This window comes from Caulobacter sp. DWR2-3-1b2, from assembly GCF_049896345.1.
Taxonomy (GTDB): Bacteria; Pseudomonadota; Alphaproteobacteria; order Caulobacterales; family Caulobacteraceae; genus Caulobacter.
The window spans coordinates 167,496-185,990 of sequence record NZ_JAFCUC010000005.1 but is presented as its reverse complement, the minus strand read 5'-3'; the positions used below and the strand labels follow the sequence as shown (position 1 = coordinate 185,990).

The following is an 18,495-nucleotide window of genomic DNA, read 5'->3' as shown; positions in this document are numbered from 1 at the left end:
ATACTAGGCGAGGTCTCCCGCAATTTCCGCGTGCTGCCTACAGCCCTTCGTCTTCCAGCGCCTTGGTGGCGGTGTCGATGCGGGTCTGGAGCTCGCGCATGAACTCGCCGCGCTTCAGGCCGGCGGGGATTGGCGGCAGGTATTCGAAGACGATCGTGCCGGGCGGCCGCAGCATGCCCTTGGGCCAGTGGACGCCGCAGTTCAGGGCCAGGGGCGTGACCGGCATGTCGAGCTCGCGATAGAGGGCCGCGATGCCGGGCTTGTAGTCGCCCGCGACCCCGACATCGCCGCGCGTACCTTCCGGGAAGATCACCACCTGGCGGGTTTCCTTCATGCGCTCGACAGCGTCGCGCACCAGCTTCTTCAGCGCCGTGGAGTGGCCGGCGCGGTCGATGACGATCATGCCAGCCTTCTGACCATGCCAGCCGAACAGCGGCACCATCAGCAGCTCCTTCTTCATCACGAAACAGGCGTCGGGCAGCAGGGCGAACTGGCTGAAGACGTCGAACATCGACTGGTGCTTGGCCGCGACCAGGGCCGGTCCGGTCGGCCGGAACTGCTCGCCGCGCACCTCGACCTTGACGCCGGCCAGCCAGCGCAGCCCCCAGATCAGGCCCTTGGCCCAGATCGACAGTGACCAGGTGTTGAACCGGCGGGGCAGGGGGAAGGTCACGATCATGGCGATGGCCGTGGCCACCGACCACAGCCAGAAGAACAGCTGGAACAGGAAAGACCGTAGATAGATCAAGACGCTTCCTTCGCGGGCTTGCCGGTGTTCTGGCTCGCCTTCTCCCTGGGACCCAGCTTCAGGAACGCCTCGCGGCCCAGAATCGCCAGGTACTTGCAATATTCCACGGTCATCCGCCGGGCGCTCGTGCCGCCCTTCCACCAGCGGTGGGCGTTGAGGCTCTCGGTGACGACTGGATAGGGATGCAGGGACACGCCGGGCATGGCGGCGCGCAGTTCCAGCATCGAGCGCGGCATGTGATAGTCGGCGGTGACGACGATCAGGCTGCGATAGTCCTTGGCCTTGGCCCATTCGGCGGTTTCGCTGGCGTTGCCGATGGTGTCGGCGGCGGCGTAGCCCAGGTCGACGCAGCACTCGTAGATCGGCCGCACCGCTTTGGTGACGCCCAGCACGTCTTCGCGGGACGCTTCGCGGTTGACGCCGGAGATCAGCAGGCGCTTGCCCTTGCCGGCTTCCAGTAGCTTGGTCGCCTCTTCAAGCCGAACGTTCGAGGCGCCGGTCAGCACCACCACCCCGTCCGAGACCGGCGGCTCCTGGGCAGGCGTCGATTGATCCACGCGACTGGTGAAGGCCAGCAGGCCCACGAACCAGATCATCACCAGGATCAGTATGGCTGCGATGCTCTTCATGGCATGGCTCTCAACAGGCGTAGGGAGGCGGCGCGGGCCGCGATCCCGGCCACCAGCGCCGCCACCAACGGGCAGGGCAAGGGCGCCAGCAGATCGATCCAGGCCAGCGGCAGGACTGGCGTCAGTCCCTGGCCGCCCCCCACTAGCCGCGCCGCCGCCCCGATCATGGCCGCAGCCGCGCCGCCCAGCAAGCCGGCGATGAAGGCCATGCCCGCGAACCGGTTCTGGAACAGGGCGGCGATGAAGCCGTCCTCGGCGCCGGAGAAGTGCAGGATCTCGATCACATCGTGCCGCGCGGCCAAGGCGGCGCGGGTGGCGAAGATGATCACCGCCGCCGCCGCCGAGGCGATGAGGGCGAAGACGCCGATCGCCGCCCAGCCGGCCAGGCGCGCGGCGCGCTCGATGTCGGCGATCCAGCGGCTATGGTCATCGACCACGGCGTCGACATTGGCTTCCTTGAGCGCCGCAGCCAGGGTTTCGGCCGTGGCCGGTCCCTTGGGATCGAGATCCAGGGTAACCAGACGCGGCACGGGCAGGTCGGCGATCAGCGCCTCGCGGCCGATCCACGGTTCGAGCAGGGCCTCGGCCTTGTCCTTGGTCAAGGCGCGGGCCTCGGTCACGCCTTTGACGCCCGACAGGGTCTCGGCCGCGCGCGCGGCGGCGCTGTCGGGCGTCTCGTTGGACCGGGGCCGGACCACGACGGTGGCCGAGCCGGTCAGTTGCGAGGTCCAGCCGGTGGCGGCTCGGGTCGAGGCCAGGGCGGCCAGGGCGGTCAGGCAGGCGAGAAAGCACAGCACCGCGACCACGAACACCAGCGAGCCGTCACGGGCGTCGCGCGGTGGCAGTAGCGGACCCGGCTTCCAGCGGGCGACGGTGAAGGCCTGGCTCATGCCTCGTCCTCCTCGTCGTAGGGCTCGTCACCATAGTCGTCTTCGCCGTCGGCCTCGGCCTCGCCGAAATCGACCAGCCTGCCGTTTTCCAGATGCAGGGTAGGGCGGTTGGCACGGGCGACCAGATCCTCGTCGTGGGTGGCGATCAGCACCGTGGTGCCCAGGCGGTTCAGCTCCACGAACAGCCGCAGCAGGCGCAGCGACATGGCCGGATCAACATTGCCGGTCGGCTCGTCGGCCAGAAGCACGTCGGGCCGGTCGACCACGGCGCGGGCGATGGCCAGCCGCTGCTTCTCGCCGCCCGACAGAGTGGCGGGAAGAGCGTGCATGCGTTCGCCCAGCCCCACCCAATGCAGCAGCTCGGCCACGTCGTCGCGATAGGTGGCCGGCTTGCGGCCCGAAATGCGCAGCGGCAAGGCCGCGTTGTCGAACACTGACAGGTGCTCCAGCAGCCGGAATTCTTGAAACACCACGCCGATGCGCCGGCGCAGGAACGGCAGGTCCTCGCCCTTCACCAGGCTCACGTCGCGGCCGAACAACTGCACGCGACCCCGTGACGCACGGTGAGCCAGATAGATCAGCTTGAGCAACGAACTCTTGCCCGAGCCAGACGGGCCGGTGAGGAAATGGAAAGACCCTGGGTATAAGGAAAAAGCGAGGTCGCTCAGGGTTTCAGGCCCTCGTCCATACCGCATCGAGACGCCCTCGAAGCGAACGACGGGGACGGAGCCATCGTCCAGATCTTCGTCGATGCGCAAGGGTGTGTCGCTGGGGCTTGTGGACATGGCTGGCAAAATCGGCGACCTCGTGAGGTAGGAGCGGGGAGCGTCCGATTCGCGGCCATGATACTGACCTGTCCAGAGTGCGCCAGCCGCTATTTCGTCGATGACTCAAAGGTTGGCGCGGCTGGCCGTGTCGTGCGTTGCGCGTCCTGCGGCGCCCGTTGGACGGCCCGCAACGAAGACGCCCTCGACCTGTTCGACGAACCCTCGGCGGCTGACCTGGCGGCTGATCCCGCCATGGCCGCGCTGGATGGCCCGACCAACCCGGTCGATGATCCCGACGCCCCCGTCAGCGCTCTTCCCGGCGAGGAACTGCCCAAGGTGTTCCGGGCCCGCGCCGACGCCGAGCGGCGGCTGAAGGAAGCCAAGACCACCGGCGTCATCTGGGGCGGCATGGTCGCGGTGATGGTCGTCATCCTGGTCGGAGCCGGCGTCTTCCGCCTGAACGTCGCCCACCTGTGGCCGACCACGGCCGGCGCCTACGCCTTCGCCCGCATGCCGGTGAACAATGTCGGCCTGGTGGTCGAGGGCCTGAAGGCCGAGCCGACGATGCACGAGGGCCACGCCGCCATCACCATCACCGGCGTCATCCGCAACATCACCGACCACACCGTCGCCACCCCGCCGCTGCGGGTCGCGCTGCTGAACGAGCACCAGAAGCGCGTTGCCGGCAAGCTGGCCGCCGCGGCCGATCCGATGATCCCACCCAGTCAGACCCGCCACTTCTCGGTCACCCTGCTGGATCCGCCGCGCACCGCCAACACCCTGGAGATCGGCTTCGCCCTGGAGCCTGGGGCCGCCAGGTCGGCCGGCGCGGCGCCGCATGTGGAGAAGGTTTCCGACCACGAGGCGCCCACCCTGCGCGGCGCGCAAGACCAGCCGGCCCACATCGCCGCGGGCGACGCTTCCCCGTTCCAGAGCGCGCAAGGGGCTGGACATGAGGGCCCCGCTCATGAGACCGGAGCGGCCGAGCCGGCTCCCCACCACTGAAGAATCCGCACATGACCGACCGCGTCGCCCCCGAAGTCCTGATCTCGCAAGAGGAGATCGCCGAGCGGGTGGAAGCCCTGGCCCAGGCCATCGCGCCGCGCATCGACAACGATACCGTCGCCGTCTGCCTGCTGACCGGCGGCCTGTGGTTCGCCGCCGACCTGACCCGGGCCCTGTGGCGCGCCGGCCGCGACGTGCGCTTCGACGCCCTGTGGCTGGCCTCCTACCATGACGAACGCAAGAGCTCTGGCCGCTGCGAGGTCCGCGCCGACCTGCAACGCCCGCTGATCGGCCGCCGCGCCCTGGTCTTGGACGACGTGCTCGACACCGGCCTGTCGCTGGGCGAAGCCGCCCGCCTGGTCAAGGACGCCGGCGCCAGCGAAGTCATGACCGCCGTCTTCGCCCGCAAGCCCTGGGACAAGCCCCGCATCGAACCCGACTTCGTGGCCTGGGAAGCCCCTGCCCGGTATCTGGTCGGGTATGGGCTGGACGACGAGGGCAAGAGCCGGGGGCTGCCCTATATCGGGGCGCTGGACTAACGGAGCCAGTTCTCGATCGACAGGCCTTCGACACGCGAGAATTCACGATCGTTGTTGGTTACCAAAATGTCGTCACCGGCTAGGGCGTGGGCAGCGATCAACATGTCGTTGCCGCCTATCGGCGTGCCGACGCTTTCCAGTTTAGCGCGAATTTCGCCGTAGAGGCGGTCAGCAGGAGGCGTGAGCGGTAGGATTTGGATCACCGCCAAGATCGCTTCCAATTGCGTAGCTAAGCGCGCGGAGCCCTTCTTGGCAGCGCCAAATCGCAGTTCCGCGGCTACAATGACGCTGGTGCGGACATTGGCTTCGCCACGTTGCCTGATGTGTTCGGCCACCCGACCCGCTGGATTGCGCACCAAGTCCGACAGGATGTTGGTGTCTAGCAGCCAACCCTGACTCAAAGCTCGACAGGCTCCGGCGCCGGATCGTCGATTGGATCGAAATCCTCTTCGATTGGCTGCAACGACGCCAGTACGGCCAACAACGACCGAGGCGGGGCTGGTTCGAGGATCAGCTTGTCACCATCTCTGCGCAGGATTGCTTCATCGCCGGGAAACTCCAGCCCGCGCGGAATTCGCACGGCTTGGTTTCGGCCGTTACGGAATAGTCTGACGTGTTTCTCGTAACCCACGGTCGAAGCCTCTGGCATAGGCCTGAGCATAGGCCGCCTTGGTCGATTTGACAACGACGCCCTTAGACCCAGTCCGGCACCACGTCCCGGCTCAGCATCTCCTCATACGTCGGCCGCTCGCGAATGACCGCGAACTTATCGGCGTCCACCAGCACCTCGGGCGCCAGCGGGCGTGTGTTGTATTCGCTGGCCATGGCCGCGCCATAGGCGCCGGCCGACATGAAGGCCACGAGATCTCCCGACGCCAGCGGCGGCAGGGCGCGATCGCGGGTGAAGGTGTCGCCCGTTTCGCAGATGGGTCCCACCACGTCATAGGTCATCTCGCCGGCGCGCGGGATCAGCGGGCGGATGTCGTGGAAGGCGTCGTACATGGCCGGGCGGATCAAGTCGTTCATGGCCGCGTCGATGACCAGGAAGCGCTTGCCCTCCGGCCGTTCGTGGACATGGATCACCTCGCTGACCAGCACCCCGGCGTTGGCGGCGATCACCCGGCCCGGCTCGAAGGCCAGCTTGACGGGCAGGCCCTGGGTCACCTCGCTGACCATGGCCGCGAAGTCGGCGGGCGAGGGCGGGGCGGGCATGTCGAAATAGGGCACGCCCAAGCCGCCGCCCAGGTCCAGGCGCTCGACATGCAAGCCCTCGCCCAGCAGCTGCTCGACCAGGCCGCGCATTTTGGTGAAGGCCTGGCGCATGGGCGAAAGGTCGGTGATCTGGCTGCCGATATGGCAGGCCACGCCGATCGGTTCGAGGTTCGCGTGGTTGCTGGCGTTGGCGTAGAGCCGCGCGGCCTCGGCGAACGACACGCCGAACTTGTTCTCGGACTTGCCGGTGGCGATCTTGGCATGACCGCCGGCCGCGACGTCTGGATTGACCCGAAACGCCACCTTGGCCTTGACGCCCAGCTCGGCGGCCACCGCTGCGACCAGGTTCAGCTCGGGCTCTGACTCGACGTTGATCTCGGCGACGCCAGCTTGCAGGGCAAACGCGATCTCGCCGCGCTTCTTGCCGACGCCCGAGAACACGATGCGATCGCCGGGGATGCCGGCCGCCAGGGCCCGTCGGACCTCGCCCTCGGATACCGTGTCGGCGCCGGCCCCCAGGTCGCCCAGCACCTTCAACACGGCCACATTGGAATTGGCCTTCACCGCATAGGCGATCAGCGGATCAACCACACCGGCGGCCGTCAGGGCGTCGCGAAACACCGTGAAGTGCCGCTCCAGCGTGGCGCGGGAATAGACATAGACCGGCGTGCCGACCTGGGCCGCGATGCGAGCCAGCGGGACGCCTTCACAGGCCAACCCCTCGGGGCCGTATTCGAAATGGTTCACGAGTCTAGCAGCTCTCTAAGGTCAAGCCCCCAACCTCCGTCTTCCCGGCGAAGGCCGGGACCCAGATTCATCAGGAGCCACGGCAGGGTTTCACCTGGGCCCCGGCCTTCGCCGGGGAGACGGGGAAAACGATGCGGCGTTGGTGAAGGGACGCGCTAGTTCGGTTGCGCGCTCGGGAAGCCGGCGCCCGAGGGGCCACCGAAGGGGTCGGGGGCCGTGCCGGCCAGGGGCGCGGCGCGGGTGGTGCGGTTGCTGGACGCCGGGTCAATGTTTTCCTGCGTGCCATTGGCGCGCGCCGGCTTGTTGACCTGGGCCGAGGACTGCCGGCGCTGGGCCTCGTAGACGGCCTTCTTCTGGGCGTTCCACAGCGGAGCGGGGCGCTCCAACTCGGCCTGCTTGCCACAGGCGGTGGCCGACAGGGCCAGGGCGGCCAGGGTGATGAGGGCGATAGGACGGATCATCCGAGCAGTTCCTTCCAACGCGCGATCTGGGCGCGAACCTGGGTGGGAGCGGTCCCACCATAGCTGATGCGGCTCGCCGCCGAGGCGGCGGGCGTGAGCACGGTATAAACTTCAGAGGTGATGCGCGGCTCGATTGCCTGCAAGTCGGCGAGCGCCAGTTCCGCCAGATCAACGCCCTTGGTTTCGGCCGCCTTCACCGCCGAGCCTGTCACGTGGTGCGCGTCGCGGAAAGGCATGTTCAGTTCGCGGACCAGCCAATCGGCCAGGTCCGTCGCGGTCGAGAAACCCGCGCCGGCGGCGGCGGCCATCTTCTCGGTGTTGGGCGTCAGGTCGGCGACCATGCCGGCCATGGCCAGCAGGGACAGCTCCAAGGCGTCGAAGGCCTCGAAGGTCGGGACCTTGTCCTCCTGCATGTCCTTGGAATAGGCCAGCGGCAGGCCCTTCATCACCACGGTCAGGGTGGTGAGGCTTCCCAGGATCCGCCCGACCTTGGCTCGGATTAGCTCGGCGGCGTCGGGGTTCTTCTTTTGCGGCATGATCGAGCTGCCGGTCGTGAAGGCGTCGGTCAGCTTGATGAAGCCAAACATTGGCGTCGTCCACAGCACGATCTCCTCGGCCAGGCGCGACAGGTGCGTGGCGGCGATCGTGGCGGCCGACAGGGCTTCCAGCGCGAAGTCACGCGCCGAGACACTGTCCAGCGAATTGGCGGTCGGGCGGTCAAAACCGAGTTCGGCGGCCGTGGCGTGGCGGTCGATCGGGAAGGGCGAACCGGCCAGGGCCGCAGCGCCCAGCGGGCACTCGTTCATCCGGGTTCGGGCGTCGCGGAACCGCGAAGCGTCGCGGCCGAACATCTCGACATAGGCCATCAGGTGGTGGCCGAAGGTCACCGGCTGGGCCGGTTGCAGGTGGGTGAAGCCCGGCATCAGGGCGTCGGCATAGGCCTCGGCCTGGGCGACCAGCGCTTTTTGCAAAGACGCCAGTTGGGCTGCAGACCTCTCGCAGGCCTCGCGCACCCACAGCCGGAAATCGACGGCCACCTGGTCGTTGCGCGAGCGGGCGGTGTGCAGGCGGCCGGCCACCGGGCCGATCAACTCGCGCAGCCGGGCCTCGATGTTCATGTGGATGTCTTCGTATTCGTCGCGAAACGGAAAGGCTCCCGCCGTGATCTCGCCCTCGATGGCGTCGAGACCCTTGAGGATTTCTTCGCCGTCTTTGCTTGCAATCACGCCTTGACTGATCAACATCCGCGCATGGGCGCGGGAGCCCGCCAGGTCCTGGCTCCACAGGCGCTTGTCGAAGCCGATGCTGACATTGATCGCCTGCATCAGCTCCGCCGGCTTGGCCGAGAACCTGCCGCCCCACATGGCTTGGCCCTGTCCGCCCGTCGCGGTCTGGGGCTTATCGGAGGCGTTGTCGGTCATATGAGCGAATTCCAGTCGGACAGGGAACAAGCCGCGCGCAAGCCCGGCCCGCTGAAGTGGGTCATCGCCGCCGCGGTGATCATCGGCGTCGCGGCGGTTCTATACGTCATCGGCGCAGCTTCGTTCAAACCCGCAGGTGTCACCGACCTCAACGAATTCAAGAAAGCGTCCCTGGCGAAGCTGGATGTGCCGGCCGCGCCGCGCGGCCAGCCGACCACGGTGTTTACCGATGGCGCCGGAAAATCCCTGACCCTCGCCGATTTCAAGGGCCAGGTGGTGGTGATGAACCTGTGGGCCACCTGGTGCGCGCCGTGCAAGAAAGAGATGCCCACCCTGGCCAAGCTGCAGGCCAGCTACGCGACCCAGCCGCTGAAGGTGCTGCCGATCAGCGTCGATCGCGACAGCGACCTCAACCTGGTCCAGGCTCAGATGACCGCCAACAGCCCACTGCAGGTCTATCGCGACCCCGGTTACAAGCTGTCGTTCGCGCTGGATCCCCGCGCCGAGGGCTATCCGACGACGGTGATCTACGACAAGCAGGGCCGCGAGCGCGCCAGGTTGGCGGGCGACGCCGACTGGTCTAGCCCCGAGGCCTATGGCTTGGTCGAGGCCCTTCTGGCCGAGCACTAGGCCCCCGCGCACGTTTGAGTATACCGGTGTTTTTTGAATTGACCCCTCAACAGGGGCATGTCCACTCTGCCGCGCAATCCTGGATTTGGGCCTGCTACCGCTACCCGGACAACTGCGATTGTTACCCGCCCGCTTGTCCGGGCACTGGTTTGGCGCTCTCGAGGAGACTTCCGCATGGCGACCGGCGTTGTGAAATGGTTCAACGGCACCAAGGGCTTTGGCTTCATCCAACCCGATGACGGCGGCAAGGATGTGTTCGTTCACATCAGCGCCGTCGAGCGCGCGGGGCTGCGCAGCCTTGATGAGGGCCAGAAGGTAAGCTTCGACAGCGCCGAGGAGCGCGGAAAGATCGCCGCCAACAATCTGAAGCCGCTTTAGGCGCAGCTTCTTCCTCTGTGGGGCCCTGTGGGGGAGGTGTCGGCGAAGCCAACGGAGGGGGGAGTGTGCGGAAGGCCGCCCAGCCCGGATCAACCCTCCTAAAACTCCTCCCACCGGTCGCTTCGCGACCGCTTCCCCCACGGGGCCCCACGGCGAGGACCTTTGGGGCGCTCGTCTGCTACAAAGGCTGCATGATCATCGATCCGCGCCTGCTCGAACCGATCGCCGACCGCGCCTGGCCGGCCCGCGAAACTGCCGCCTTGGGCGGGTGGCGGCTGAAGGCTTCGGATGGCTGGTCGCGGCGCATCAACGCCTGCTGGCCATTGGACGAGCCCGGCCGACCCGCCGACGAGGCGATCGACGCGGTCGAGGCCTTCTACGCGGCGCGCGGCGCGCCGGCCTGTTTCAAGCTGGCGGACGGGGCGGCGGTCCCCGCCAATCTCGCCGAGCACCTGACGGCCCGGGGCTACCGGCCCGCCCACGAGACCCTGGTGATGACGGGCGCCACGACGGGCGATGCGGACGAAGCCGTGACTCTCTCCGCCACCCCAGATCCAGCCTTCGAGGCGGTGTTCCTGGCGAGCGCGGCCGGCAACACCGCCGAGGCCCGCGAGCGGCTGGACGCCCTGGGCCGTATCCCCGCCCCGGCCTTCTTCGGCCGGATGGACATCGACGGCCAGACCGCCGCCCTGGGCGCCGCGGCGGTCGAGGGCGATTGGGCCGGGATCTTCGGCATGCGCACCTTGCCTGGCCACCGCCGCAAGGGCCTGGCGCGGCGGATTCTGGGCGCGCTGCTGGACATGGCCGAGGGACAGGGCGCCCGGCGGGCCTACCTCCAGGTCGAGGCCGATAATGCCCCGGCTATCGCGCTGTACAGCGGGCTGGGGTTCGCTCCGGCCTATTGTTATCGGTATTGGGCGGTGGGGGCGTGAGCGGGCTAGAGCGCGTTCGCTTCACATTGAAGCGTCACCCCTAAACTCCTTTTTATCCGGCCTTCGCCGGGATGAAAGGATCAAAAGGCAACGGTTCAGTCTCAAGCAAACCCACTCTAGCGGGTTCCTAACCCTGAGCCACCGACCGCTCCTTCATGTGCTTGACCATGCCGATGGCGGCCAAGGCGTAGTGCAGCGACGCCCAGGCATAGAAGCACAGAGAGACGATGATCCCCTGCTTGCTGGAATGGGCCAGGGTGGTGTTGCATAGCTTGGCCAGTTCGACGGACGAGCCCTTGGGGGCGACGCCGCCTGGGCAGGTCGCCGCGAAGTTGGCGGCGTCGGCATGGCGGCCGAACGAGGCCAGCACGGTGTCGATCAGGCCGCCAGCGTCGGGCGTATTGAAATTGTGCTGCGCCAGATGGTCGATCAGCCAGCCGGTAAACACCGGCCCGCCACCCAGGGCGATCAGGTTGAGGAAGAAGAACAGCAAGGCCGTGGCGGTGGCCCGGCGGCGCGGCTCGACCGAGTTCTGGACGACGCCGAAGGTCGGGGCCAGATACACATAGTGGAAGATGCCGGGGATCAGCAGGATCAGGGCGGTGGTCTGCCAGTCGGTCTGCAGATAGGCGGTAATGTAGATCGGGGTGGCGATCAGCAAGCCTATGGCCGGGACCAGGGCGTACCACTTGGCGCTGCGCCGTCCCGCCCAGTCGCCGAGGAAGCCGCCGACCAGGGTGCCGATGCCGGCCGAAAAGCCCGCGACCACCCCGGTGATCAGACCGACCTGGGCATAGCCGAGATGGAACTCACGGACGAAATAGGAGGGCACGAAGGCGCCCGAGCCGTAGGAGCCGAACGAGGCGATGGTGACGCCCAGCATCATGTTCAGCACGGGCCATTTGCCGAACAGTGTCTTCATCACCGCCCAGATCTCGCGAAACTCATTGGCGAGCGAGAAGGCCGGCTTGGGCGGCTCGACCACCACATCCTCGGCTTCGAGCGGATGCTCCTTGGCCTCGGAGTGGCCGCGGGGCGGCTCCTTGACCACCAGCTTGACGATGACCGCCAGGATGATGCCGGGCAGGCCGACGATGACGAAGGCCACGCGCCAGCTGAACTCCTGGGCCAGCCAGCCGCCGATGATCGCCCCGAACATCGTGCCCAGGGGAATGCCGAACGAGTAGATCGACAGCGCCGAGGCGCGCTGCTTGGGCGCATAATAGTCGCTGATCAGCGAGTGGCTTGGGGGCGAGCAACCCGCCTCGCCGACCCCGACCCCGAATCTATAGAGAGCCAATTGGGCGAAACTGCCGGCGCTGCCGCACAGGGCGGTGAAGCCCGACCAGACGACCAGCGAGATCGAGATGATGCTGACCCGGTTCCAGCGCTCCGCCAGCCGGGCGATCGGGATGCCGAGCAGCGTGTAGAGCAGGGCGAAATAGAGGCCGCCAAGTAGGCCGAGTTGGGTGTCGGTGAGCTTGAGATCGACCTTGATGGCCTGGCCGATGGTGGCGATAATCGTGCGGTCGATGAAGTTGAAGGTGTAGGTGGCCAGCAGCAGCCCCAGAACCGTGGCCTTGTAGCCATTCGAGTACAGCGGTTTGCCGCTGCTCGGCGCATTCGCCTGAGCCATCCTGGGCCTCTCCCTTCAAACACTTGTTCTAATCGTTGCGCCGACCATAGACGTAAGGGAAGCGCCAAGGCCAGAGGGGAAATCGCGGTCATTCCAGACGTGGAGATGAACGCTCGACAACAAAGACGCTGATGCCGGTTCAGGCGCGGCGGTTTTCAATGGACCTCATGGCCGCGACAGACGGTCGTCTTCGAGGCCACGTCATGCATCCCTCCGCGCAACGCCCGTCGACGCCTTGGCGCTCGGCCCAGATTGTTTCCGTCGAGGCGCTCAACCGCGCCCGTTCGCTACGGACCGTGGCCGCCGACCCCGGTGCGCCGAACGAGACCTATCCCTGGGCCTATGCTTTTCCGCGGCCCCAAGCCGCTTCTCCAGCCTGTCAGGCCACAAGTCAAAGACCCTAGATATCCTGGCGTTGTCGGCCAGCGGCAGGCGCGCTAAGCCCAGACGCTCGCCTGTCTGACCTCAAGGAGACCGCCATGGAAATCGTCATCGGCACCAAGAGGTGGTCCAGCTGGTCGCTGCGCCCCTGGCTGGCGCTCAAGCACACGGGCGCCACCTTCACCGAGACCCTGGTCGAGCTGCGCCATGCCGAGACCTCCGAGGCCGAACTCGCCAAGCACTCACCCACCAGCCTGGTGCCGGTGGTCAAGGACGGCGACCTGGTGGTCTGGGACTCGCTGGCGATCTGCGAATACCTGCACGAGACCTATCCGGAGGCCTTGCTGTGGCCTGCCGATCCGGCCCTGCGGGCCATCGGCCGCGCGGCGGCGGCCGAAATGCATTCGGGCTTCTCGGCCCTGCGCGGCGAATGCCCGATGGAGCTGGAAACCCGCAAGGTCTTGGACATCTCTCCGGCCACCCAGGCCGACGTCCGCAAGATCGTCCTGCGCTGGAACCAGCTGCTGGAGCGCTCGGGCGGACCGTTCCTGCTGGGCAAATGGTCGATCGCCGACGCCTTTTACACGCCGGTGGCGACGCGCTTCCGCACCTACGGGATCAGGCTGTCCGACCACGGCGACACAGGCGCCGCCGAGGCCTATTGCGAACGCTTGCTGCAAACTCCGGAATACCTTGCCTGGAAAGCCGACGCCCTGGCCTAGGAGCGTTCATCCTCGATGGTGGTCGGGCGATAGGAGGGATGCCGCCCCGGTCGCCGCTCGACCTCGCGCTCCAGAGCCACGACGTTGACCAGCACGCCATCCGGATCGAGGAGCGGGAACACCTCGATCGAACAGAGATAGGCCCCGCCGGATTTTCGGTAATTGACCAGGGTGGTGGCGCGGCGCTCACCGGCTCGCAAAGCGCGCGCCATTAGCTTTCGCGCCGCCAGACTAGGGCCTCGACCCTGAAAAATTCGCGGATCTTTTCCCACGATTTCGTCCCGGTTAAAGCCGGTCATGCGCTCGAACGTTGTATTGACGTAGAGGATGTGAGGGCCGGGCGGACCGAGCATCTCGTCGGTCAGCACAACACCGGTATCCAGGTCATCCCCGAAGACCGCGATCAGGTCACGCTAAAGACATACGATATTCCGGGGGTTTAGCTCGGAGCGATTTGTGCGCGCACGGAGCGTTTTCGTATCCGAATCCCAAATTCACCCCTCGTTACCGCGAAAGGCCGAGTTGACAGCTTAAATATAGGCGTCGTGGCTCACTTTGGAGTTGTGACCCCGGATGATTTTCTAATTAGGGAATCGTTAGGGGTCTTCATGGCTAGAAGCCGAAAAGCCGCATTGGCCGGAGGCGAAAAACGATGTTTTCAAATCGCAAGCAAACCAAGGTCGCCGCTGAACGCGTGTTGGAGCTCGAAGCGCAGCTCGCGGCGATGGATCGGTCGCAGGCGGTGATCGAGTTTCGGCTTGATGGCACGATCATCCGGGCCAATGCCAACTTCCTCCACGCCATCGGCTACGCCGCCGATGAGATCGAAGGCCGCCACCACAGCCTGTTCGTATCGCCAGGCGAGGCCGCGAGCGCCGAGTACCAGGAATTCTGGCGGCAGCTTAATCGCGGCGAATTCATCGCCGCCAGGTTCATGCGGATCGGCAAGGGTGGCAAGGAAATCTGGATTCAGGCGTCCTACAATCCCGTGCTCGACACATCCGGCAAGCCTTACAAGGTCATCAAGTTCGCCACTGACGTCACCGAGATCGAGCTGGAAAGAACGCGCGGCGAGACCGCGCGCCGTCAGGTGGACGACGAACAGGGCGCCGTGGTTTCGGCTCTCGCCGACAGCCTCAGACGTCTGGCCGACGGCGACCTGACCGCAGGCATCCGAGTGCAGTTCGAGGGGCGGTACCAGCAGATCAAGGATGACTTCAACGCCGCTATCGACAGCCTGCGCGTCGCCATGGGTGCTATCGCCTCCGCGACCGGCGGGCTCCAGGCCGGGTCGGACGAAATCGCCAGCGCTTCGGATGACCTATCGCGCCGTACCGAGCAGCAGGCCGCATCGCTCGAAGAGACCGCCGCCGCCTTGGATGAGCTGACCGCCACGGTCCGCCGCAGCGCCGAGGGGGCCAAGGAGGCCTCGACGGCGGCCAGCGGCGCCCGCCGGGACGCGGCTCGTTCAGGCGAAGTCATGCGCGACGCGGTGGCCGCCATGGGCGAGATCGAGCAGAGTTCCGGCCAGATCACCCAGATCATCGGCGTGATCGACGAGATCGCTTTCCAGACCAACCTGCTGGCCCTGAACGCCGGGGTCGAGGCGGCTCGGGCCGGTGACGCGGGTCGTGGCTTTGCCGTCGTCGCTCAGGAAGTGCGCGCCCTGGCCCAGCGTTCAGCCGAGGCCGCCAAGGAGATCAAGACCCTGATCGCCAGCAGCACCGCCCAGGTGGCGCGCGGCGTGCAATTGGTCGGCGACACGGGCGAGGCCTTGAACGGCATCGTGGGCAAGGTCACCCAGATTGACACCCTGATCTCCGAGATCGCCCAGTCATCGCAAGAGCAGGCCACGGGCCTGAACCAGGTAAACGCCGCCATCAATCAAATGGACCAGGTGACCCAGCAGAACGCGGCCATGGTCGAAGAGGCGACGGCCGCGGCCTCGAACCTGCGCTCCGAAGCCTCGGAACTGGCGCGACTGGTAGCGCGCTTCGAGACGGGCCAGGAACAGGTCCAATCGCGTCTCTCGAACACGCGGGCGCGCGCCGCCTAGGTCGGGAACATCGCGAAATAGGGCTGGGCCTTCTCGATCACCCGCGAGGCCGAAGGACGGACCAGCAAGCGGTCGAGATAACCGCTGGTGTTCGGATGGGCCGGAGCCAGTGGCGCCACCCTGTCGGCATAGAACAGTGCCGTGGCGGCGGCGCAGTCGGCTAGTCCGAAAACCTCGCCCGCCGCCCAAGGCCGATCCGCCAGGCGCGCCTCGATCAGGTCATAGGCCATCGCCAACTGAGCGGGAGCTTGGGCCACGCAGTAGGAATCCTTGGCGACAGCCGGCCTGATCTGGTCGCCGACGATCTTCTGCATCGGCTCCTGGACATAGAGGTCGAACAGGCGATCCATCAGGCGCACGTCCAGCGCGGCCTCTGCCCCGCCGGGGATGAAGCGGACCGGACCCGGAGACCAGGTCTGTAGATATTCGATGATGACCGGCGTCTCCCGCACAGTCTGATCCCGCGCGTCGTCACGCAGCAAAGGCATCTTGCTGGTCGGCCACAGCGCCTGGAACGCCGCTGTCTCGGCCGGGCCACTTAGATCAACGATTTTTGCCTCGAACGGCGTGTCGTTCTCATAGAACGCGATCAGAACCTTCCAGCAGCAAGAGGCCAGCGGCTGCATGTGCAGGGTCAGGGACATGGGAGGTCTCTCTGCTGAGGCCTTGACCTCACCATTTGCCAAGCCCGGCACAAAGCGGCGGAAGGCGAAATCTGCTGCTTTGCGTTTCGAACGAAAAGCGCCCCGGACCAGGTCCGGGGCGCTCGATGCAGGCGTGACTCGCCCCGGAAAGGGGAGAAGAAAAGGCGGCGAGTCGCCCGTCTCTAGAACCGCGTGGACAGGGTGACGAAACCCTGGATCGGCGGGATGGGGAAGGTGCTGTAGCTGCCAGCCGGTTGCGAGACGGTGACGTTCAGGTCGCCCTCCTCGTCGGTCAGGTTGGTGACGTTGCCGCTCAGCTTCAGGCCCTTCACCGGCCAGCTGGCCGGGGTCTCAAAGTCATAGCTGACCTGCAGGCTGTACAGCATGTAGCTGTTGACCTTCAGGTCGTTGGTGTAAGTGGCGAAGCGGTCGCCGACGAAGTCGCCGATCACCTGGATTTCAAAATTGCCGAAATTGCCGGTGGCCACGAACTTGTTTAGCCATTCGGGGCTGCCGGGCACCTTCTTGTCGGCGATGTGCACGACGGTCGGGGTGATGACGCCGCCAATCGTGGTCGAGCCGCTGGTGTAGTCGTCCTGATAGACCGAGCGGTTGTACGAAAGCGCGTTGTAGAACGAGAAGTGTTCGCCGATGTGCAGGGTGGCGGCCACGTCGACGCCGTCGGTCTTGACGCTGCCCACGTTCTGGACGATCGCCGCGCCGCCGATGATCGAAATCGCGGCCGCCGAAGGGGCCACGCCCAGCAGGCGGTTGCTGAAGTCGGTGTGATAAACGCTCACTTGGCCGTCGATCGCGGTGAACGGGCCGAACGCGATCTCGCGCTTGCCCCGTAGGCCGGCCTCGTAGGTCCAGGCGGTCTCCGGGTCGGCGCTCTTCTTGAACTGGTCGAACGCCGCCTGGCTGCCCAGGCTGAACGGCGACAGGCCGCCACCACCATAGGTCTGGAAGTGGCGCAGGTTCTTCTGGATGTTGACGAACAACTCGTCGCCCGTCGAAGCGGTCCACACCGCGCCGATCTGGGGCAGGAACCATTCCTTGGTCTTGATGTTGCCGACCGGCAGGCCGATCGAGTTGACCAGCGAACCGACGATGGGCTGCACCGCCACCGCGCCGGTCGCGTCCTGCACGCTGCTCTTGAAGCCGCCCTGCAACACCAGGTTCTCGCGGATGCGCCACTGATCCTGGACGTGGAACTGGTAGACCTTGTTGTCGATCTCGCTGCCGTACTGGGTGATCAGCCAGCCGGTGGGCACGTCATAGGGCGAGGTCGGATGGTTGACGTCGAACGGGTACCAGCGGCGATAGGCCGACGACTTGTTGTGCTCGTACCAGAACCCGGCCTCGATCTGGTGCTCGCCGAACGTGGCGTTCAGGGTCGAGATGCTGCCCACGCGGTCGATCTGGTACTCGGTGGTGCGGGTGGCGAAACCCGAATTACCAAACACCTTCTTCAGGTCTTGGCCCGGGAAGTAGAAGTTGAACAGGTTCGGCAGGCCCGCCACCCGGATCGGGCCGGCGACGATGCCGCGGCCGTGGTCGTCATGATAGTAGACTTGGTTCGACCAGGTGACGTTGTCGCTCAGCTTGGCGTCATACTTGATGTAGGTGAGATAGTCTTTGCGCTGGGCGGCGCTGAAATAGTTGCGATAGTTGTCGCCCTGCGAAGCGGGATAGTTGCCGGCTGCGTCCAGATAAGCCAGGGCGGCGGCGAAGTCCGGATAAAGGAACGGGCGGGTATAGGGCTGGTAGGCGTCCGTCGGCCGATTTGCGCGACTGGGGAAATAGCGGGTGGTGCCGTCCTCGTTCGGTTCGATCTTGTCCGAATAGGACAGGTAGAAGGTCAGCTTGCCGTGCTCGCCGTCGTTCACGTATTTCAGGTTGGCCTGGTCGCCGCCCTGCTTGCCGTTGAAGTCCCAGGCGCGAGCTTTCTGATGGGCGTAGGCGAGATAGAGGCTGTTGTTCCCGCCGAACGCGCCCGTGTCGAGGCGCACGAAGGTGCGGCTGGTGTCGTAGCTGCCCAGCGTCTGGTTGAACTGTCCGCCGAATTCGGCGCGCGGGTCGTTGCTGAAGGTCTCGATCGCGCCGCCCAGGTTGCTGGTCGAGGCGGTGCCCAGCGCGCCGGCGCCTGACGACAGGATGACCTTGCCGACCACTTCGCTAATCACCGCGCGCTGCGGCGACAGGCCGTTGTAGTTGCCGTAGCTCTGGTCGCCCAGCGGCACGCCGTCGAGCGTGTAGCCCAACTGTTGACCGTTGAATCCATGGATGAACAACGAGGTGTTCTGCTCGTTGTTGCCCCAGGGATCGGCGGTGACATACATCACCCCCGGCAGGGTCTGGATGGCTTTCATTGGCGACAGGCCTGGCAGGATCTTCTGCATTTCCGAACCAGATAGCTGCACGGCCGAGCGGGTGGTCGATAGGCTGGTGACCAGCACCTGCTCGACGGCGTTGATGTCGTTGGGCTCCGCGGCCGGCGCGGTTGCTGCGGTTTCGGCGGCGTTGGCGGCGGTAACCAGCGTTAACGTACCCAACGCGCAGGCGGCCAGCAGCGCTTTCCGATTGAAAATCTTGGACATGGAACCCCTCCAGAGTCGTCCGATTGCGGACGCGTGTTGGAGGGGGTGTTAGGCGAAGGTTGCGACACTTCGGCGTGAATTTGGCCAAGGGTTTGTG

Annotated in this window: 20 protein-coding genes; 7 read left to right on the top strand and 13 right to left on the bottom strand. The window is 66.0% G+C overall.

The features are described 5' to 3' along the window. Window positions 1–37: 37 nt before the first annotated feature. From ACP694_RS14850 to ftsE, 4 genes are read right to left on the bottom strand one after another with little or no spacing between them, the layout of a single operon-like run. Window positions 38–748: a lysophospholipid acyltransferase family protein gene (locus ACP694_RS14850; RefSeq protein ID WP_426013584.1), complete on the bottom strand. Its 711-nt coding sequence runs from the start codon at window positions 746–748 to the stop codon at window positions 38–40. After that, window positions 745–1,377: a YdcF family protein gene (locus ACP694_RS14845; protein ID WP_426013582.1), complete on the bottom strand. Its 633-nt coding sequence runs from the start codon at window positions 1,375–1,377 to the stop codon at window positions 745–747. Before ACP694_RS14845 ends, ACP694_RS14850 begins: the two co-directional genes overlap by 4 nt. Continuing rightward, the gene (locus tag ACP694_RS14840) at window positions 1,374–2,267 is read right to left on the bottom strand and encodes a cell division protein FtsX (protein ID WP_426013580.1); all 894 of its coding nucleotides are present in this window, start codon (window positions 2,265–2,267) and stop codon (window positions 1,374–1,376) included. Before ACP694_RS14840 ends, ACP694_RS14845 begins: the two co-directional genes overlap by 4 nt. After that, the gene (gene ftsE / locus ACP694_RS14835; protein WP_426013579.1) at window positions 2,264–3,052 is read right to left on the bottom strand and encodes a cell division ATP-binding protein FtsE; all 789 of its coding nucleotides are present in this window, start codon (window positions 3,050–3,052) and stop codon (window positions 2,264–2,266) included. The genes ACP694_RS14840 and ftsE overlap by 4 nt, the downstream gene beginning before the upstream one ends. A gap of 57 nt (window positions 3,053–3,109) precedes the next feature. Between ftsE and ACP694_RS14830 the strand changes: the two genes are divergently transcribed. After that, a complete protein-coding gene (locus tag ACP694_RS14830; RefSeq protein WP_426013577.1) occupies window positions 3,110–4,039 on the top strand; it encodes an MJ0042-type zinc finger domain-containing protein in 930 nt (309 codons plus the stop codon). An 11-nt stretch (window positions 4,040–4,050) separates the two neighbouring features. Further along, window positions 4,051–4,578 carry a phosphoribosyltransferase gene (locus ACP694_RS14825; RefSeq protein WP_426013575.1) on the top strand — a complete coding sequence of 176 codons (528 nt, stop codon included), beginning with the start codon at window positions 4,051–4,053 and terminating at the stop codon, window positions 4,576–4,578. On the opposite strand, the gene ACP694_RS14820 is transcribed toward ACP694_RS14825, so the two are convergent. The 5 genes from ACP694_RS14820 to argH all read right to left on the bottom strand — a co-directional run bounded on the left by ACP694_RS14820 (window position 4,575) and on the right by argH (window position 8,419). Next, window positions 4,575–4,979 (bottom strand): type II toxin-antitoxin system VapC family toxin, encoded by a 405-nt coding sequence (locus tag ACP694_RS14820; RefSeq protein ID WP_426013573.1) that lies wholly within the window; start codon window positions 4,977–4,979, stop codon window positions 4,575–4,577. The two genes, ACP694_RS14825 and ACP694_RS14820, sit on opposite strands and share 4 nt — an antisense overlap. Further along, on the bottom strand, window positions 4,976–5,209 hold the full coding sequence (locus tag ACP694_RS14815; protein ID WP_426013571.1) for an antitoxin: 234 nt from the start codon (window positions 5,207–5,209) through the stop codon (window positions 4,976–4,978). The genes ACP694_RS14820 and ACP694_RS14815 overlap by 4 nt, the downstream gene beginning before the upstream one ends. A gap of 62 nt (window positions 5,210–5,271) precedes the next feature. Next, window positions 5,272–6,537 (bottom strand): diaminopimelate decarboxylase, encoded by a 1,266-nt coding sequence (gene lysA / locus ACP694_RS14810; RefSeq protein ID WP_426013569.1) that lies wholly within the window; start codon window positions 6,535–6,537, stop codon window positions 5,272–5,274. A gap of 155 nt (window positions 6,538–6,692) precedes the next feature. Beyond that, a complete protein-coding gene (locus ACP694_RS14805; protein ID WP_426013568.1) occupies window positions 6,693–6,998 on the bottom strand; it encodes a hypothetical protein in 306 nt (101 codons plus the stop codon). Next, complete coding sequence (argH, locus tag ACP694_RS14800; RefSeq protein ID WP_426013567.1) at window positions 6,995–8,419, bottom strand: argininosuccinate lyase; 1,425 nt, start codon at window positions 8,417–8,419, stop codon at window positions 6,995–6,997. Before argH ends, ACP694_RS14805 begins: the two co-directional genes overlap by 4 nt. Here argH and ACP694_RS14795 point away from each other — a divergent pair, their 5' ends adjacent. The 3 genes from ACP694_RS14795 (at window position 8,420) to ACP694_RS14785 (ending at window position 10,359) form a co-directional block, all read left to right on the top strand. Next, complete coding sequence (locus ACP694_RS14795; protein ID WP_426013565.1) at window positions 8,420–9,049, top strand: TlpA family protein disulfide reductase; 630 nt, start codon at window positions 8,420–8,422, stop codon at window positions 9,047–9,049. Window positions 9,050–9,223: 174 nt separating this feature from the next. Next, window positions 9,224–9,427, top strand: a complete 204-nt coding sequence (locus ACP694_RS14790) for a cold-shock protein (protein WP_426013564.1) — start codon at window positions 9,224–9,226, stop codon at window positions 9,425–9,427. 191 nt (window positions 9,428–9,618) lie between these two features. Next, on the top strand, window positions 9,619–10,359 hold the full coding sequence (locus ACP694_RS14785; protein WP_426013562.1) for a GNAT family N-acetyltransferase: 741 nt from the start codon (window positions 9,619–9,621) through the stop codon (window positions 10,357–10,359). 127 nt (window positions 10,360–10,486) lie between these two features. Here ACP694_RS14785 and ACP694_RS14780 read toward each other — a convergent pair whose 3' ends face one another. Then, window positions 10,487–11,995: an MFS transporter gene (locus ACP694_RS14780; protein WP_426013560.1), complete on the bottom strand. Its 1,509-nt coding sequence runs from the start codon at window positions 11,993–11,995 to the stop codon at window positions 10,487–10,489. A gap of 479 nt (window positions 11,996–12,474) precedes the next feature. On the opposite strand from ACP694_RS14780, the gene ACP694_RS14775 reads away from it, so the two are divergent. Next, window positions 12,475–13,098, top strand: a complete 624-nt coding sequence (locus ACP694_RS14775) for a glutathione S-transferase family protein (protein WP_426013559.1) — start codon at window positions 12,475–12,477, stop codon at window positions 13,096–13,098. On the opposite strand, the gene ACP694_RS14770 is transcribed toward ACP694_RS14775, so the two are convergent. Further along, entirely contained in the window at window positions 13,095–13,481 is a 387-nt protein-coding gene (locus ACP694_RS14770; protein WP_426013800.1) for a PAS domain-containing protein, read from the bottom strand. The two genes, ACP694_RS14775 and ACP694_RS14770, sit on opposite strands and share 4 nt — an antisense overlap. 269 nt (window positions 13,482–13,750) lie before the next feature. On the opposite strand from ACP694_RS14770, the gene ACP694_RS14765 reads away from it, so the two are divergent. Then, complete coding sequence (locus ACP694_RS14765) at window positions 13,751–15,154, top strand: methyl-accepting chemotaxis protein (RefSeq protein ID WP_426013557.1); 1,404 nt, start codon at window positions 13,751–13,753, stop codon at window positions 15,152–15,154. Here the strand turns inward: ACP694_RS14765 and ACP694_RS14760 are convergent. Beyond that, a complete protein-coding gene (locus tag ACP694_RS14760; protein ID WP_426013556.1) occupies window positions 15,151–15,798 on the bottom strand; it encodes a glutathione S-transferase family protein in 648 nt (215 codons plus the stop codon). The two genes, ACP694_RS14765 and ACP694_RS14760, sit on opposite strands and share 4 nt — an antisense overlap. A 182-nt stretch (window positions 15,799–15,980) precedes the next feature. Then, window positions 15,981–18,398: a TonB-dependent receptor gene (locus tag ACP694_RS14755; protein ID WP_426013555.1), complete on the bottom strand. Its 2,418-nt coding sequence runs from the start codon at window positions 18,396–18,398 to the stop codon at window positions 15,981–15,983. Window positions 18,399–18,495: the final 97 nt, after the last annotated feature.